Source organism: Brevibacterium sp. BDJS002, assembly GCF_028201555.1.
GTDB lineage: Bacteria > Actinomycetota > Actinomycetes > Actinomycetales > Brevibacteriaceae > Brevibacterium > Brevibacterium aurantiacum.
In genome coordinates this window covers 1,485,486-1,501,039 of record NZ_CP116392.1, presented here as the reverse complement: position 1 = coordinate 1,501,039, position 15,554 = coordinate 1,485,486, and the positions used below count along the sequence as shown (strand labels likewise).

Genomic DNA, 15,554 nt, shown 5'->3' with positions numbered 1-15,554 from the left:
GTACCCTCGCAGACACCAGGGCCATCGTCACCGGAGCGCCGGCGGGATCGGTGCCGCCCTTGCCGCAGAACTGATCTCCCGCAGTGCCACCGTCGTCCTCGCCGACCTGTCTGAGACCGTGACCGACACTGCTGCCGAGCTCGGCACCGGGGCACATTCGTGGGTCGGGGATGTGTCCGCAGTGGCAGGAATCGACGAGCTCATCGCCTTCGCCGACGACCGCCTCGGCGGAGTGGATATGTACTTCGCCAATGCCGGCATCATCGGACCACCCGATCTGGGCAGTTCTGATGCCGACTGGGACACGGTCATCGACGTCAACTTGCGCGCCCACATCCGCGCCGCCCAGGCCCTCATCCCCCGTTGGAAGGAGGCCGGTGCAGGACATTTCGTCGCCACCGCCTCGGCGGCGGGACTGCTCACTCAGATCGGATCGGCAGCCTACAGCGTGACCAAGCACGCTTCGGTCGGGTTCGCCGAATGGCTGTCCCTGACCTACCGCGACGATGGCATCCGGGCCTCGGTCATCTGCCCGATGGGAGTGGACACGGACCTGCTGCGGGCAGCGGGATCGTCTGGACCGGCCCAGAGCGCAGTCACGGAGGCCGGCACGGTGCTCACACCCGCGGCAGTCGCAACAATCGCCCTCGATGCGGTCGAGGCCGAACAGTTCCTCATCCTCCCCCACCCCGAGGTGCTCGACATGTACCGCATGAAAGGCAGCGACTACGACCGCTGGCTCAAGGGCATGAGCCGCTATCAGAACCGACTCAACGAGGAGACCACACATGCTGGAAACGACTGAAGCGGCCGCGACTACCAGGAGCGCCTGAATAAGTTCATGGACGACTTCGTCTACCCCGCGGAGTCCGTCTATGCCGAGCAGATGGCTGCGGCAGACAGCCCGCACTTTCAGCCGCAGATCCTCGAAGACCTCAAAGCCGAGGCCAAGAGCCAGGGACTGTGGAACCTCTTCCACCCCGATCCCGAGTGGGGGCCGGGGCTGACGAACCTCGAGTACGCTCCCCTGGCCGAAATCACCGGTCACAGCATCGAGATCGCACCGGAGGCCATCAACTGCAATGCCCCGGATACCGGCAATATGGAAGTCTTCACTCGATTCGGCACCGACGAGCATAAAGAGAAGTACCTCCAGCCGCTGCTCGACGGGACGATCGCCTCGGCGTTCGCCATGACCGAGCCCGCCGTCGCCAGCTCCGATGCCACCAACGTCGAGATGCGCATGGAGGCAACGGATGCCGGATTCGTCCTCAACGGCCGCAAATGGTTCGCCTCCAATGGCATGCACCCCAACTGCCGTGTCCTCATCGTCATGGGCAAGACCTCCCCCGACGCCGAGGTGCACCGTCAGCAGTCGATGCTCGTCGTCCCCATCGATGCCCCCGGTGTGACCGTGGTGCGCAACCTGCCCGTCTTCGGATACCACGATCGGGAGGGCCACGCCGAGATCACCTTCGACAACGTCCACGTCCCGGCCAAGGACATCCTCAAGGGCGAAGGTGAGGGCTTCGCGATCAGCCAGGCCCGCCTCGGTCCAGGTCGCATCCATCACTGCATGCGCGCGATCGGTGCGGCCGAACGGGCACTGGAGCTCATGGTCAAACGCGCCGAGTCGCGCGTAACCTTCGGTGAGAAGCTGTCCTCGCGGGCGAACATCCAGGACTGGATCGCTGAGGCCAGGATCGAGATCGATCAGGCCCGTCTGCTGACACTGCACGCGGCGGACATGATGGACAAGCACGGCAACAAGGTCGCGAAGAACGAGATCGCCGAGATCAAGGTCGTCGCTCCGGCGATGGCGCTGAAGATCATCGATCGCGCAATCCAGGTCCACGGCGGCGCCGGTGTCACCGAGGACTTCCCACTGGCCAGCATGTGGGCCCACATGCGCACCCTGCGATTGGCCGATGGCCCCGATGAGGTGCATAAGCGCTCCATCGCTCGCAACGAGATGAAGAAGTACCGCAAGTAGTCCGGCACCACAGCCTGTTCGACATCCATTCAAAGAAGAAGGAAGCGAAGCAATGAGCACTTGGTTCGACACCCGCCCGTGGCTGAACACCTGGGGCGACCTGATCACCGAGCCCCGCACCTTGGACACGTCCACAACGCTTGCGGACTTGGCGGCGACAGTTGCCGCCCACGGCGAGGCGGAGGCACTCAACTACTACGGATTCACGCTGACCTGGTCAGACTTCGACCGGTACACCACAGCCTTCGCCGCGTACCTGGCCGAGAAGGGCATCGTCTCCGGTGATCGGGTCGGCATCTACGACCAGAACACCCCGGCGTTCATGATCGCCACGTACGGCATCTGGAAGGCGGGCGGCACCGTCGTTCCGCTCAATCCGATGTATCGCGGGGAGCTCGAACACATCTTCGCCGACGCCGAGGTGAAGGGGCTGATGGTCTCAAAGGCGGCGTTCCTGGACCGGGTGGCTCCGTACGCCGAGAACATCCCGGTCGTTGTGCTCAGCGATGACCGCAGCTTCCAGACCGAGGGCCCCGATTCGATCTTCGCGATGTTCGACGCTCTGCCCGGCACCCCGGGTCAGAACCCGGGAGCGGGTGAGGTTCCCGACCGTCCCGACTTCCAAGCTGTCGTCGAATCTCACCTCGATGCGGACTTCACCCCGGCGGCTCCCGCGCCTGAGGACGAGGCGATCGTCGTCTACACCTCGGGCACGTCGGGCAACGCGAAAGGTGCCTCTGGCACTCACGCCTCCGTGTCGAGCAACTCCCGATACTGCCTGCGGACCCCGACCTTCGAGGCCGGAGACGGGTTCCTCACCCTGGCACCGATCTTCCATATCACCGGCTTCATCTGCCAGTTCATCGCGGGCGTCGCCGGCGGTGCCCGTCTGATCCTCAACTACCGCTTCGAACCGACAGCGTTCCTCGACCTGATCCTCAGGGAGCAGCCGACATACATGGCCGGACCGGCCACGGTCTATACCGCGATGCTTGCTCATCCGGCCGTCACCCCAGCGCACTTTGCGCCGTTCAAACGGATGATGTCGGGCGGCGCACCACTGCCCGAAGGCCTGGTTAATAAGTTCGAAGAGAAGGCCGGCATCTACATCGGACAGGGCTACGGACTGACCGAGACCTGCGCCCAGGCTGCGATCGTGCCCCCGGGGATGAGGGCTCCGGTCGACCCCGACAGCGGCAATCTCTCCTGCGGTCTGCCGCAGCCGGACACGATGATCCGCATCCTCGACGACCTCGGTGAGCCGCTGGGACCCAATGAGATCGGCGAAGTCGCTATCTCGGGTCCGGAGGTCGTCTCCGAATACATCAACAACACCAAGGCCACATCGGAGCAGATTCCCGACGGTGAGCTGCGCACCGGTGACGTCGGCTATATGAACGACGAAGGATGGCTATTCATCGTCGATCGGAAGAAGGACATGATCAACGCGTCGGGCTTCAAGGTGTGGCCCCGCGAGGTCGAGGATGTCCTCTACACGCACCCGGCCATCCAGGAAGCCGCCGTCGTCGGCATTCCCGACGACTACCGGGGCGAGAGCGTCGCTGCGTTCGTCACTCTGCAGCCGGGACCTGAAGCGGACACGGTCAGCGAAGACGAGATCGTCGCCTTCTGTCGGGAGAAGCTGGCCTCGTACAAGGCACCACGTCAGGTGACGATCATCGACGAGCTGCCGAAGACGAGCTCCGGCAAGGTCCTGCGCCGCACGATCCGTGCCGATGCCGTGGCTGCGGCACAAGAGGCGAAGACCAGCGCAGCCGACTGATCCGGCAATTCTGCTGCGGGAGTGATTAAGTCAGGCTCACCGTCTTCGCGCCGCCGAGGCGGGCGAAGCGGTCGGGCTGGCAGGTGAGCAGGATGACCTGAGCGCTCTGGCCGACAGTGCCGAGGATGACGTTGAGAGCATTGAGGCGCTCGGCATCGGCGAAGCCGAAGGCATCATCGAGGACGACCGGCGCCCCAGAGTCGGTGTCGACGAGCGTCGCTACTGCGAGTCTGCCGATGAGCGCCAGTTGCTCCTTCGTCCCGCCCGACAGTGATTCGAAGGGAACTGTCCGCTCATTGAGAGTCCGTGAGACGATTTCGAGGTCTTCGGAAACTTCAACCGACAGCCCCTGCCCGAAGACCAGCCTGCCAAGGCGCTCGATCTGCTCTTTGAAGGGAGCCACGTACTTCCGCTGGGATTCTTCCTTGTGCTTGAGGACGGTGGTGCGCAGCAGATTGATTGCCGCCGCCTGACGGCTCAGTCTCGCCTGCTTCTTCTGTGCCGATTCCATTGCCTCTTCGGCGGCCGCGAGCTTTTCGTAGATGCCCTCGCTGGCGCGGTCGTCGATGAGCGCCGACAGTCGGTCGACCTCCTGCCGAACTTCTTCTCGCTGGGTCTCCTTGCTGTCGACGAGCTGGCGTACGTTCTGCAGCTGCATCTCCAAGGTCTCGGGGTCGGCAGCCTGGTAGGCGACTCGTGCCTCTTCGACTCGCGTGCCTACACTCTCCGCTTGTGACTGGGCAGTCTTCACTGCTTCATCCAGATCAGAATCCGTGGCCGTTGTTCGTGCCTCGGACAGGGTGTTCGTCAGGCGCTGATGCTGAGCCTCGGCCTCTTTCAAGCTGGTCTGTGCTCGAACCGTTTCCACTCGTGCGTCATCTCGACTCGTGCGAGTGCGTTCGAGCTCGGTACGTGCGGTATCCACCTCAGACTGTGCGACCTCGGCGCTCTTCTCGGCCTCGGTGACAGCTGCTTCGAGGTCGTTGAGATTGCTCTCGTCTGCGCGGCTGTCTGGGTCGGTTCCGTCGGCCTCAACGATCTGCTGTGCCCTGGCCAGTGCGGCTTCAAGCGTGTCTCGCTTGTCGTCTCCGAGGAGCACTGTGAGAGTCGAATCGGCCTCTGCCTTGACGGCCTCGGCGTCCGCACGCACATGTGCACTCTGGCGTGCCTGAGCCACGGAGTCGACGTCGAGACGGTGCAGCTCAGCGTCGAAGGCCTGCCTCGCCGAGGTCAGCGCTTTGTCCAGCTCGACAGGTGATGCCCCTGGGCGCACGGTGATGTCGGCAATGCCGTCGATCGTGATTCGCACATCTTTGACCGCGGCGAATTCTCCGGTCGCGCCATCGCCCAGCACGGTCCCATCGACGTCTATGGACTGCGAGCCGAGTTGCTTCGCGACGATCTGTGCCGCGGCGGAGGTCTTTGCGTTCTCCGCAATCCTGACCTCTGTCTCAAGTGAGATCAGCGCCTCAACGTTCTTGGCGGTGACCGCAATCGATGCGATCGTCGCCTGTGCCCGGCTCCTCTTCTCATCATGGTCACGAATGGTGTCGAGTCGACGGGTGAGTTCGGTGAGTTCGGTGCGGGCACGTGACTTGGTCACGTCTTTGGCTGCAGTCTTCGCCAGGGCGCGTGCCTCGTCGAGTGCGTTCTGCTTCTCTTCGAGGGTCTTCTGTGCGCGATCGAAGTCTGAGTCCTTGTCACTCTGCGTCGTCTCAAGCTCAGTGAACGAGGTTCGCGCAGCGGTCACTGTCTCCTCGGCGGTGGCAACATCCTCGATGAGCTGTGTGCGTCGGTCCAGAGCTTCCCGGGCGATCTGCTCATCACGTTGCGCAGACTTCGCCTGTTCCAGTGCCTGGTCGAGCACTGCTTTGAGTTCGGCCACTGCCTTCGCCGCTTGTTCAGCTTGGTCACGGTCGGTCACGGCCTGTGTCAGTTGGTCACGGACCGATTCGAGACGTGCGGCGGCTCGGGCGTGGTTGTCGACGAGCTCGTCCATCCCGCGGCTGCGTTCACGCAGTTCCTCAAAGGCGGCTTCGGCACTCGGGACTTCGGCATTTGCGGCCTTATAGTCTCCGGTCTCTTTGCCGGACTTGGTGAAGTACTTCGCGTATTCGACCTCGATCCGGTCAAGGAAGTCGTCATGGTCAGCGACTTCGACGCCTGATTCGTTGAGCGCACTGTGCAGTGCCTTGATCTGCGCCAGCGGCGCCTGCGCCAGGCTCTCTCCCTGTGCCACGTCGAGAGCGTCGAGGAGATCGACGTCGACGGTCTCGGCGAGGATCGCCAGGAACCGATCATGAGCATCATCGCTGCTCAGCTGTTCGGGCCTGGGCCTGATGACGCTGAGTTCGGTGAAGGGCTGTTTGATCCACCGCTTTCGGTACTTGAGCTCGTAGTCCCCGGTGCTCAGATGCAGTTCCACCTCGGGTCCGGCATCGACCCCGACGGGTTGGGTCTCTTTGACACTGGCCTTGCGTGAGCTCGCTTTGTCTTCGCGCAGATGGGTGATGGCCTCATGGATTGAGGATTTGCCGACTTCGTTGGGCCCTTCGACTACGGTGACGCCATCACCGAATTCGACGCGGGAGTCCTCGATGCCGCGGTAGTTGCGCAGGTGGATGGAATGGAATTTCATGATCCGCTCCTCGCAAATCGGTACAGCAGCCCCAACGCGTCCTGTGCCGCTTCGGCAGTTGTGTCCTCACCTGTCGCGGATTCCGCCAGTTCGTCGAGCGTTTCCTGCAGGTATCCGCTCAAGCCGAGGCCGGCGAAGTCTTCATCCGCGGCGACCACGGCAATATCCGTGTGTCGTTCCCACAAGGAGACAAGGGCGAACAGGTCTTGGGCGTGGTCGAGGACCTCGTCGAGTCGCGACTTCGCCGCGGTGGACAGGGTGCCCTTGAGGATGAGCCACACTGCGGTGCTGTCCTTGTCAGGAATGTCATTCAGGCGCTGCTCAAGGTGGGTGACGTCCTCATCGGAGTTCACGTCCTCGTCGACGACGAGGTAGGACCAGCGTCCGATGTGTACCTTCTCCACCGAGCTCGCATGAGTCTGCGGGTCGATATCGACGAGCAGAACGTTGCCGGGGTCGTTCTCACGCCGGGACGTTACTTCCGGTGCGCCGGGATACCAGATTCGCTCAGTGACGGAATAGGTCGCGTGCCGGTCACCGAGCGTGACGAACTGGGCTCGGTCTTCTCGCAGCACGGACCTGAGGTTGTCCGTGTCGATCGTAGCCAGAGATTCCCGATCCGGATCCAGGGTGCTCACGGCACCGTGACCGGCGATGATGCGGACCGTACCCGGGGCCACCTCGGCGAGGTTCTGTGTTGCCTGGGCGACCAGGTCACCTTGGGGACGTTTCGAAAACCACGGGGCGCCGACGATCTCGACGCCTGGAAGGACCTCGAACGGTTCGCTGTCGCGCAGCACGTGGACGTGATCGGGCTGACGCGAAGTGAAGGCCGGAGAGTCGTATATGGAAGCGGCATCAAGAGGGTCGTGGTTGCCCGGCAGCAGAACCACGGGAACGGTGAAGGCACTGAGAACTTCGAAGGTGCGGGAGATGATGGCGCGGTCGAGTTGGTTGGACTCGAACACATCACCGCAGACGATGACGAATTCGCAGGACTGTTCGGCCGAGATCTCCCCTAAGCGCTTGACGGCGTCGAGGCGGGCACGATGAAACCGCGGACGGGCTTCGGCACTGAGATAGTGCGCCGTCATGCCCAACTGCCAGTCTCCTGTGGCGACGAATCTCATGGGTTCCTCCTTGGCTCTCCCCCATCCTATGTATGCACACCCACCCTATGGCGGGGCACTGACATGGAATGTGATGCGGCTCATGCCGGCCGAGGCTACGGAGTCGCCTCCCACTCCCTGGCGCGCTCGTGGATGAAGTCGCGCAGGCGGGCGACGACGCGACTGGGCTGGCGCACCGCCGAGCACAGTGAGACCTCGCGAACATAGTCACCGCCACGCAGCTCAACCTCGGCGATGCCTTCCATGAACCGCACATCGCGCGGAATCAGCGCCACTCCCATCCCCCGACTGACGAATTCGCGGATCGTGGAGAACTCGGTGACCTCGGTCTTGACCCGCGGGACGAATCCGGCCTTCGCGCACCACTCGTCGGTAAGGCTGCGCAGATTGTAGGCCGCGGGATTGGCGATGAATTCCTCATCCGCCAACTGGGCCACGGTGACGCTTCGCCTACCGGCAAGACGATGATCGGCCGGCACTGCGGCCACGATCTCCTGGGAGGCCAGAACCTCATGCGGCAGTTCGACCGGGGCCGGGATGATGATCGCCAGGTCAAGGGCCCCCTTCTGCAGATCACGGACGAGCTCAGCACCATGTGCCTGCTTGAGATCGAGCCTGATGCCCGGATGCCGCGAACTGAAGGCGGCGAGCAGATCGGGAATCCGGCCGGCCCCCATCGTCAGCGGAAAACCGAACCGGATCGTGCCATGGTCGGGATCGGCCGCCTCGGCGAGGTCGGTTATGGCCGTCCCGATCTCATGCAACGGTCCCCTGATCGAGTCGGCGAGCTCGCGTGCCGCCGCAGTCAGGCTGATCGCCCGGCCATCGGGAACGATGAGGGGCACGCCGAGGTGGTCCTCGAGTCCGTGGATGCGTCGGCTCATCGTCGACTGCGGGATACCGAGGACCGCCGCCGCGTCGGTCATATGCCCGTCCTGGTCGACGAGTTCGAGCAGTGCCGCCAGCTGTGGGAACTGACCAGACAGCATTTCATCCATAATCGGATTGTATCGATGTTTTTCTTCATTGGACGGATGATTCCTCAAGGCTCATGGTGAAGCTATGAAGCGAAGCCCCGCCACACCACAGCAGCTGCCCGACGCCGATGTCGTCCTCATCGGAGGAGGCATCATGTCAGCGACCCTGGGGTCGATGCTCGCCGAACTCTCCCCCGATATGCGCATCGTCGTCCTCGAAAAGGCAGGCGACACCGCCGAAGAGAGCAGCGAGGCCTGGAACAACGCGGGCACCGGGCATTCCGGTTTCTGCGAACTCAACTACATGCCGGACCCCGGCAACGGAACGAAGGCCGCCTCGATCGCTTCGCAGTTCCACCTCAGCCGCCGGTGGTGGGCGCACCTGGCTCAGACCGGGCGCCTCGACCCCGCCGAATTCATCCACTCCACAATCCACATGAACCTCGTCTTCGGCGAGTCCGACGTGGACTACCTGCGCCAGCGCGTGGAGACCCTGCGCGCCGATCCGCTTTTTGCCGACACGGACTTCACCACCAGTCGCAGTGAGATCGCGCAGTGGGCGCCTCTGACGATGGAAGGCCGCACGGATGATGGTGAACCGATCGCAGCGGCCAGCAATCAGCGCGGGACCGATGTCGACTTCGGCGCCCTGACCCGAGGGCTCCTGCACGTCGTGACCGAACAGGCCGCCAATGAGATCCTCACCAATCACGAGGTCACCGGACTGCGCGCAACGAAGAACGGCTGGGCCGTCAGCGGGAAGACCGCGAACCCGACAGCGGCCACTCGCACCTCCTCGATGCCAACCGGAGATTTCGTGATCAACGCGAAACACGTGTTCGTCGGCGCCGGCGGATTTGCCCTCAAGCTCCTGCAGAAGAGCGGAATCCCCGAGGTCAGAGGCTACGCTGTCCTGCCCGTGGGAGCCTCCTTCTACCGCAGCGCCACTCCGTCAGCCGTCGACCGCCACAATGCCAAGGTCTACGGTCAGGCCGCCGTCGGCGCTCCCCCGATGTCGGTGCCCCACCTGGACAAACGCATCATCGACGAAGAGGAGCACCTGCTGTTCGGCCCCTACGCGACGTTCAGCACCAAGCTGCTCAAGAACGGTCACCTCAGTGACTTCTTCACCACCCTGCGAGCAGACAACCTCCATGTCATCGCCGCCGCAGGCCTGCAGAACCTCGATCTCGTGAAGTTCCTCATCAAGGAACTCGCGGCCAGCCCGAAGAAGAAGTTCGCACAGCTGGCCCGCTTCTACCCGAAGGCCAGGTTCAACGAGTGGACACTGGTGCCGGCCGGGCAGCGTGCACAGCTGGTGAAACCGGACCCGAAGAAAATCGGGGTCCTGCAGCAGGGCACCGAGCTCGTCGTCGGCGCCGACGGCTCCATCGCCGGACTGCTCGGAGCCTCACCCGGGGCATCGACGGCAGTGCCGATCATGCTCGACCTGTTGCGCTCAGCCTTCCCCGCCCAGTGGCATCGCGGCTGGAAGGACGTCATGAGCCAGGCGATCCCTGACATCGACAGGACGGACTGGGACGCCGAGGCGGTTGCGGCCAGTTCCGCCGCTTCCGACCTCGCACTGGGCCTGGGCACATCCGTGCGTAACTGAACGGCCACCTCGGCGAGGCCAGACACCACAACACGAAGATCAGGCCTCCCACCTGGTGAGACATTGGCAGAATGCCACAGCAGAAAACACTCAGCGTTGTGGCATGGCTGATTGAACGGGGGCCGATTGGGATTTAGTGTGAGCTACAACACCTAACGTAAGGAAGCTCACATGAAGGTCCGTCTCCCCCGCCGAGCGCTCGCAATCGGTTCAGCTCTTGCTCTCACCTTCGGTCTGGCTGCTTGCAGCGGAGGAGACCAGGGCGGAGGTGACGCCGGCGACACGATCGTGGCCGAGACCGCGTTCAACCTCAAGACGATCGATCCCCACCGACAGTTCGAGTTCACCGGGTCGACGATCGACACCGCGATCTATCAGACGGCCCTGGAATTCAAGGACGGCGACCTGACCAAGCCGACCGATGGCCTGTGCTCCTTCGAGATGTCCGATGACAACAAGAAGATGACACTGAAGCTCAAGGAGAAGGACGCGAAGTTCTCCAACGGCGACCCTGTCACCATGGATGACGTCGTCTTCTCCTTTGAACGGCTCAAGGGCATCAAGGGCAATCCTTCGTTCTTCCTCGACGGAGTCTCCATCAAGAAGGTCGACGACGAGACCGTTGAGCTCACCAGCAAGAAGCCCAATCCCGCACTCCCCTACATTCTTCCCAACGCCTCGATCGGAATCGTGAACTCGAAGGTCGTGAAGGAGAACGAAGGCACCACCGACGAGAAGGACGGCGCCGAGGCCTTCCTCAACGAGAACTCACAGGGCTCGGGTCCGTACAAGGTCGAGAAGTACGATGCCGACAGCCAGGTGGTGCTGACGGCGAACGAGCACTACAACGGCCCGGAACCGAAGTACAAACGAGTCGTTCTGCGCAACGTCTCCGCCGAGACCCAGCTGACCGACATCCAGTCCGGCCAGGCTCAGGTCGCCTACGACCTCAACTCCGAGCAGGCGAAGCAGATCGATGACTCCATGGGTGAGATCGCGAGCCTGCCCTCGACGCGCAGCCTCTACATCTTCAACAACACCGACGAGAAGCTCGGCGGACCCGCCGCCGATCCGAACTTCCGCAAGGCCGTCATGTCTGCCATCGACTACGACAAGCTCACCGACCTCGCCGGTGAGGGATCGCAGCGCATGGGCAGCCTCGTCCCCAACGAGTTCGTCGGCGCCGTGCCGAAGGATCAGGCCCCGGAGCAGGACCTGGCCAAGACGAAGAAGCTGCTGAAGAAGGCCGGCTACGACGGTGAGAAGATTCCCTTCCACTACTCGAGTGACCAGGCAGTCAACGGAGTTGATCTGGCTCAGCTGGCCGAAACCCTGCAGGCTCAGCTGAAGGAGGCCGGCATCAATCTCGCACTGAAACCGGCACCGAGTTCGACTCAGCTGGACGGATTCCGCTCGGCCAAGCAGCCCATGGGCATCGGCACCTGGGGTGCTGACTACCCGGATCCTACGAACTACAACGTCTTCATCCCCGGCGGCAGCGTCGCCGACCGCGTCAACTGGAAGTCCGATCCGAAGCTGGAGAAGCTCGCGGCCGAAGCGGAGAAGGCCAAGGACGGCGACCGTGACGCCGCCTACGCCAAGCTCTACAAGGCAACCACGGACACCGCCGTTTGGATTCCTCTCGTCCAGCCGGTCAACACCGTGGCAGTGGGATCGGGCATCAACAAGTACGTGTCCAATGCCGACATCACATTCGACTTCGCGAAAGCTGAGTGAGGATGTCGGTCTCAAACACCGATAGCTCCACCGCCCACCCACCGAGCAGCGACGAAGCACAGCGCATCAAACCACCGCTGCTGCCTCCACTGCTGCGCTACATCCTCATCCGGATCGGGATCAGCCTCATCCTCATCTGGGGTGTCACGGTTGTGACGTTCCTGATGACCAACCTGGTCCCCACCGACCCGGTCGCCGCCATCCTCGGCGACCGGGCGGCCGCGGATCCGGAGATCGTCGCCGCCACCCGCGAGCGCCTCGGTCTCGACCAGCCGCTCATCGTCCAGTACTTCACGTATCTGAGCAACCTGCTCCAGGGCGATATGGGTGTTTCCAACCAGACCCGAACACCAGTCCTCCAGTCGATCGGGCAGGTCTTCCCTGCCTCGATCGAGCTGGGTATCGGAGCCATCCTGATCTCGGTCATCATCGGCCTACTCCTCGGTCTGGCCAGTGCGCTCAAGCAGAACACGATTCTCGATCACGCCATCCGCGCCCTGAGCCTCATCGGCATCTCGGCTCCCACCTTCTGGATCGCCGCGGTCGGCTACTACGTGTTCTTCTTCAAACTCCGCGTCGTTCCCGGCGCCGGGCGCCTGGACCCGTGGATCACCCCACCGCCGAGGGTCACCGGCCTCTACACCGTCGACTCGCTTCTGGCCGGTCAGATGTCGACGTTCGTCAACGCCTTCGGGCATCTGATTCTGCCCTCGTGTGTGCTGGCCCTGTTCACGATCGGCCTGCTCACCCGGTTCAGCCGCTCCAGCGTCCTCGACATCATCCGCCTCGACTACGTCACCGCTGCCAGAGCAAAGGGACTGCCGGCTCGCACGGTCGTCTTCAAATACATCTTCCGCGGTGCTCTCGTTCCCATCATCACGGTCGTCGGCCTGGCCTTCGGCTCGCTCCTGTCCGGCGCAGTTCTGACAGAGACCGTCTTCGCCTGGAACGGTCTTGGCCAATACGCCTTCCGCGGTGCAACGACACTCGACCTGCCCGTCATCATGGGCGTGGGTCTCGTCATCGGCATCGTCTACATCATCGTCAATTTCATCGTCGACCTGATCTACGGCTTCGTGGATCCGAGAGTGAGGGTGCGATGAGCATCGGGACCCCCAAACAGCCACCGACGAACACCGATTCCACCACCGCCGAGGTGGCAGATCGCAATCCTGTCGACCGCGGTGTCAAACGGTGGCAGGTGCGTTTTCCCAAGGCACTGCGGACTCCGCTGGGTTTCATCGGAGGCATCATTCTGGCCATCTGGCTCATCGTGGCGCTGTTCGCACCGCTCCTGGCACCGTTCAATCCGCTGGCCCAGGATTTTCCTCGCCTCAGTGCTCCCGGAGGCGAGAACCTCCTGGGCACCGACACCTTGGGCCGTGATGTTCTCTCGCGACTCGTCGTCGCCGCACGCACCACCTTGCCGGCCGCCGTCTTCGTCGTCATCTGCTCGGCGGTGCTCGGATCCGTCCTCGGTGCGATCGCCGGTTACTTCGGTCGCGCCGTCGACGAGATCATCATGCGCATCGCCGACCTTGTCTTCGCTTTCCCGACCATCATCCTCGCCATGGTCATCGCCGCGGCTCTGGGACCGGGTCTGAAGAACGCCATCATCGCGATCCTCCTCGTCTCCTGGCCCTCCTACGCTCGTGTCACCAGGTCGTTGGTGATGTCGGCGCGCAACAGCGAATACGTCGTCGCCGGCAGGCTGCTGGGCTTCAGCGCCGGGAAGTCACTGGTCCGAGAGATCTCACCGAATGTGCTCTCCCCGGTTGTCGTGCTTGCCACCCTGGATGTGGGCTCGGCGATCCTCACGATGGCCGGACTCTCATTCCTGTCCCTGGGCGTGGTTCCACCGACACCGGACTGGGGCGCCATGATCAGCGAGGGAGTCTCGCAGTTCGCCGCTTGGTGGATCGCGTTCTTCCCCGGCTTGTGCATTCTTACGATCGTCATGGCCTTCAACTTCATCGGAGACAGTCTGCGCGACTCCCTTGACCCGCATACCGCACAGGAAGTGGGAGAAACCACCTCATGAGCATGATCAGCATCAAAGACCTCAACCTGTCGGTGACGACGGGCAAGGTGGAGAAGCACATCCTGCGCGATGTCTCGTTCGATCTGGAGGCGGGCAAGATCACCGGTGTCGCCGGTGCCTCCGGTTCGGGCAAGACTCAGACAGGTCTGGCGATCATGGGTCTCTCCCCCGCTGGTGCCCAGCTGAGCGGCAGCATCGACTTCGACGGCACCGAGTTGGTGGGGATGCCGCCCAAGGTCCACAACCGTCTGCGCGGCGTGCAGCTGTCGATGGTGTTCCAGGATCCGGCCTCGGCATTCCATCCCATGCTCACCATCGGCGATCAGATGACCGATCACTACCGGCATCACAAGAAGGCTTCGAAGAAGGAAGCCCTCGAACGCGCCGTCCACATCCTCGAACGCACTCATGTCCCCCACCCGGATGAGGCGATCGGGAAGTACCCGCACCAGTTCTCCGGCGGGCAGCTGCAGCGCATCGCCTTCGCCTCGGCGATCATCTGCGACCCGAACGTGCTCATCGCCGATGAACCCACCACAGCACTCGATGTGACCGTGCAGGCCGGGATTCTGCGCCTGCTGCGCGAACTCTGCGATGACCTCAATCTGGCTGTCCTCCTCGTCACCCACGACTTCGGTGTCCTGTCCTCGGTGGCCGACACCATCGTCGTGATGAAGAACGGGCTCGTCGTCGAAACCGGAGATCGGGAACCGGTGATCACCGCACCGCAGCATGAGTACACCAGATCGCTCATCGAATCATTGCCCGGAGCGGAGGTCTCACGCTGATGACAACCACAACAACGACCGAGGAAACACCTCAGTCAATCAAAGCACCACTGCTCGAACTCGACCACGTCTCCTGCGAGTACAAACTCAACGGCGGCGGACGGTTCCGAGCCGTCAGCGACGTGTCATTGCAGCTGGGGCATTCGGAGGTGTTGGGCCTCGTAGGCGAATCCGGCTGTGGGAAGTCCACGCTGGCCAAGCTCATCTGCGGACTCGAAAAGACTGCCGGCGGCACCATCACCTTCGACTCCCACCCGGTGAAACCCCTAGGACTTGGCCGTCGGCCCAAAAATCTGCTGGGAGTCCAAATGGTCTTCCAGAACCCCTACGCATCATTGAACCCGCGCAGACGCATCAGGGATCAGCTCACCGACGCACTCGCCCTCGACCCGGAACACAACTGGACCGTGGAATCTCTCCTGGAAGCAGTCGATCTGCCCGTCGATGCTGCGCAGAGGTACTCCCACTCGTTCTCCGGTGGGCAACGGCAGCGCATCGCCATCGCCCGTGCGCTCGCCGCCGGACCGAAGGTGCTCGTCGGTGATGAGCCGATCGCCTCCCTGGATGCGTTCCTCCAAGCCAGGATCGCGCGGATGATGAGGGACCTGGCCATCGACTCCGGAGCATCGATGATCTTCATCAGCCACGATCTCTCCGTTGTCCGTGATATCGCGGACCGTGTGGCCGTGATGGAGGCAGGTAAGATTGTCGAGGTCGGTTCGACGGAACAGATCTGGAATGACCCGCAGCATCCCTATACGAAGAAGCTGCTTACGGCCATCCCGAAGGTCGACGGCAAGGGAATCATCCCCGGATAACCGCTGCACGGAAAGCCCCAAGGAGACGACGACA

At 62.9% G+C, this 15,554-nt stretch carries 12 protein-coding genes; 9 read left to right on the top strand and 3 right to left on the bottom strand.

Annotation, left to right across the window (positions count from 1 at the left end; genetic code table 11):
* Window positions 1-46: 46 nt before the first annotated feature.
* Genes PGC08_RS06990 through PGC08_RS06980 form a run of 3 tightly spaced genes read left to right on the top strand, consistent with a single transcriptional unit; the run spans window position 47 to window position 3,776 of the window.
* The gene (locus PGC08_RS06990) at window positions 47-805 is read left to right on the top strand and encodes an SDR family oxidoreductase (protein WP_333937922.1); all 759 of its coding nucleotides are present in this window, start codon (window positions 47-49) and stop codon (window positions 803-805) included.
* A gap of 36 nt (window positions 806-841) precedes the next feature.
* Window positions 842-1,993, top strand: coding sequence for an acyl-CoA dehydrogenase family protein (locus tag PGC08_RS06985; RefSeq protein ID WP_271709818.1), 1,152 nt, complete (start codon window positions 842-844; stop codon window positions 1,991-1,993).
* A gap of 52 nt (window positions 1,994-2,045) precedes the next feature.
* Window positions 2,046-3,776: a class I adenylate-forming enzyme family protein gene (locus PGC08_RS06980; RefSeq protein WP_271709817.1), complete on the top strand. Its 1,731-nt coding sequence runs from the start codon at window positions 2,046-2,048 to the stop codon at window positions 3,774-3,776.
* 25 nt (window positions 3,777-3,801) lie between these two features.
* On the opposite strand, the gene PGC08_RS06975 is transcribed toward PGC08_RS06980, so the two are convergent.
* From PGC08_RS06975 to PGC08_RS06965, 3 genes are all read right to left on the bottom strand, one after another.
* Window positions 3,802-6,414: an AAA family ATPase gene (locus tag PGC08_RS06975; RefSeq protein ID WP_271709816.1), complete on the bottom strand. Its 2,613-nt coding sequence runs from the start codon at window positions 6,412-6,414 to the stop codon at window positions 3,802-3,804.
* Window positions 6,411-7,544 carry a metallophosphoesterase family protein gene (locus PGC08_RS06970; RefSeq protein WP_096161615.1) on the bottom strand — a complete coding sequence of 378 codons (1,134 nt, stop codon included), beginning with the start codon at window positions 7,542-7,544 and terminating at the stop codon, window positions 6,411-6,413. The genes PGC08_RS06975 and PGC08_RS06970 overlap by 4 nt, the downstream gene beginning before the upstream one ends.
* A gap of 95 nt (window positions 7,545-7,639) precedes the next feature.
* A complete protein-coding gene (locus PGC08_RS06965; protein WP_096161614.1) occupies window positions 7,640-8,542 on the bottom strand; it encodes a LysR family transcriptional regulator in 903 nt (300 codons plus the stop codon).
* A 64-nt stretch (window positions 8,543-8,606) separates the two neighbouring features.
* Between PGC08_RS06965 and PGC08_RS06960 the strand changes: the two genes are divergently transcribed.
* The 6 genes from PGC08_RS06960 (at window position 8,607) to PGC08_RS06935 (ending at window position 15,520) form a co-directional block, all read left to right on the top strand.
* The gene (locus tag PGC08_RS06960; RefSeq protein ID WP_271709815.1) at window positions 8,607-10,136 is read left to right on the top strand and encodes a malate:quinone oxidoreductase; all 1,530 of its coding nucleotides are present in this window, start codon (window positions 8,607-8,609) and stop codon (window positions 10,134-10,136) included.
* Between the two features lie 171 nt (window positions 10,137-10,307).
* On the top strand, window positions 10,308-11,873 hold the full coding sequence (locus PGC08_RS06955; RefSeq protein ID WP_096160500.1) for an ABC transporter substrate-binding protein: 1,566 nt from the start codon (window positions 10,308-10,310) through the stop codon (window positions 11,871-11,873).
* Window positions 11,874-11,875: 2 nt separating this feature from the next.
* A complete protein-coding gene (locus PGC08_RS06950) occupies window positions 11,876-12,976 on the top strand; it encodes an ABC transporter permease (protein ID WP_226829747.1) in 1,101 nt (366 codons plus the stop codon).
* Window positions 12,973-13,914: an ABC transporter permease gene (locus PGC08_RS06945; RefSeq protein ID WP_096158512.1), complete on the top strand. Its 942-nt coding sequence runs from the start codon at window positions 12,973-12,975 to the stop codon at window positions 13,912-13,914. The genes PGC08_RS06950 and PGC08_RS06945 overlap by 4 nt, the downstream gene beginning before the upstream one ends.
* Window positions 13,911-14,702 carry an ABC transporter ATP-binding protein gene (locus tag PGC08_RS06940; RefSeq protein ID WP_096158511.1) on the top strand — a complete coding sequence of 264 codons (792 nt, stop codon included), beginning with the start codon at window positions 13,911-13,913 and terminating at the stop codon, window positions 14,700-14,702. Before PGC08_RS06945 ends, PGC08_RS06940 begins: the two co-directional genes overlap by 4 nt.
* Window positions 14,702-15,520 (top strand): ABC transporter ATP-binding protein, encoded by an 819-nt coding sequence (locus PGC08_RS06935; RefSeq protein WP_096158510.1) that lies wholly within the window; start codon window positions 14,702-14,704, stop codon window positions 15,518-15,520. Before PGC08_RS06940 ends, PGC08_RS06935 begins: the two co-directional genes overlap by 1 nt.
* Window positions 15,521-15,554: the final 34 nt, after the last annotated feature.

Bases quoted from the DNA above. Each gene is read 5' to 3' on its own strand.
- PGC08_RS06975 (WP_271709816.1), bottom strand. From the start codon at position 6,414: ATGAAATTCCATTCCATCCACCTGCGCAACTACCGCGGCATCGAGGAC.
- PGC08_RS06980 (WP_271709817.1), top strand. From the start codon at position 2,046: ATGAGCACTTGGTTCGACACCCGCCCGTGGCTGAACACCTGGGGCGAC.
- PGC08_RS06950 (WP_226829747.1), top strand. From the start codon at position 11,876: ATGTCGGTCTCAAACACCGATAGCTCCACCGCCCACCCACCGAGCAGC.
- PGC08_RS06955 (WP_096160500.1), top strand. From the start codon at position 10,308: ATGAAGGTCCGTCTCCCCCGCCGAGCGCTCGCAATCGGTTCAGCTCTT.
- PGC08_RS06960 (WP_271709815.1), top strand. From the start codon at position 8,607: ATGAAGCGAAGCCCCGCCACACCACAGCAGCTGCCCGACGCCGATGTC.
- PGC08_RS06940 (WP_096158511.1), top strand. From the start codon at position 13,911: ATGAGCATGATCAGCATCAAAGACCTCAACCTGTCGGTGACGACGGGC.
- PGC08_RS06970 (WP_096161615.1), bottom strand. From the start codon at position 7,544: ATGAGATTCGTCGCCACAGGAGACTGGCAGTTGGGCATGACGGCGCAC.
- PGC08_RS06935 (WP_096158510.1), top strand. From the start codon at position 14,702: ATGACAACCACAACAACGACCGAGGAAACACCTCAGTCAATCAAAGCA.
- PGC08_RS06985 (WP_271709818.1), top strand. From the start codon at position 842: ATGGACGACTTCGTCTACCCCGCGGAGTCCGTCTATGCCGAGCAGATG.
- PGC08_RS06945 (WP_096158512.1), top strand. From the start codon at position 12,973: ATGAGCATCGGGACCCCCAAACAGCCACCGACGAACACCGATTCCACC.
- PGC08_RS06965 (WP_096161614.1), bottom strand. From the start codon at position 8,542: ATGGATGAAATGCTGTCTGGTCAGTTCCCACAGCTGGCGGCACTGCTC.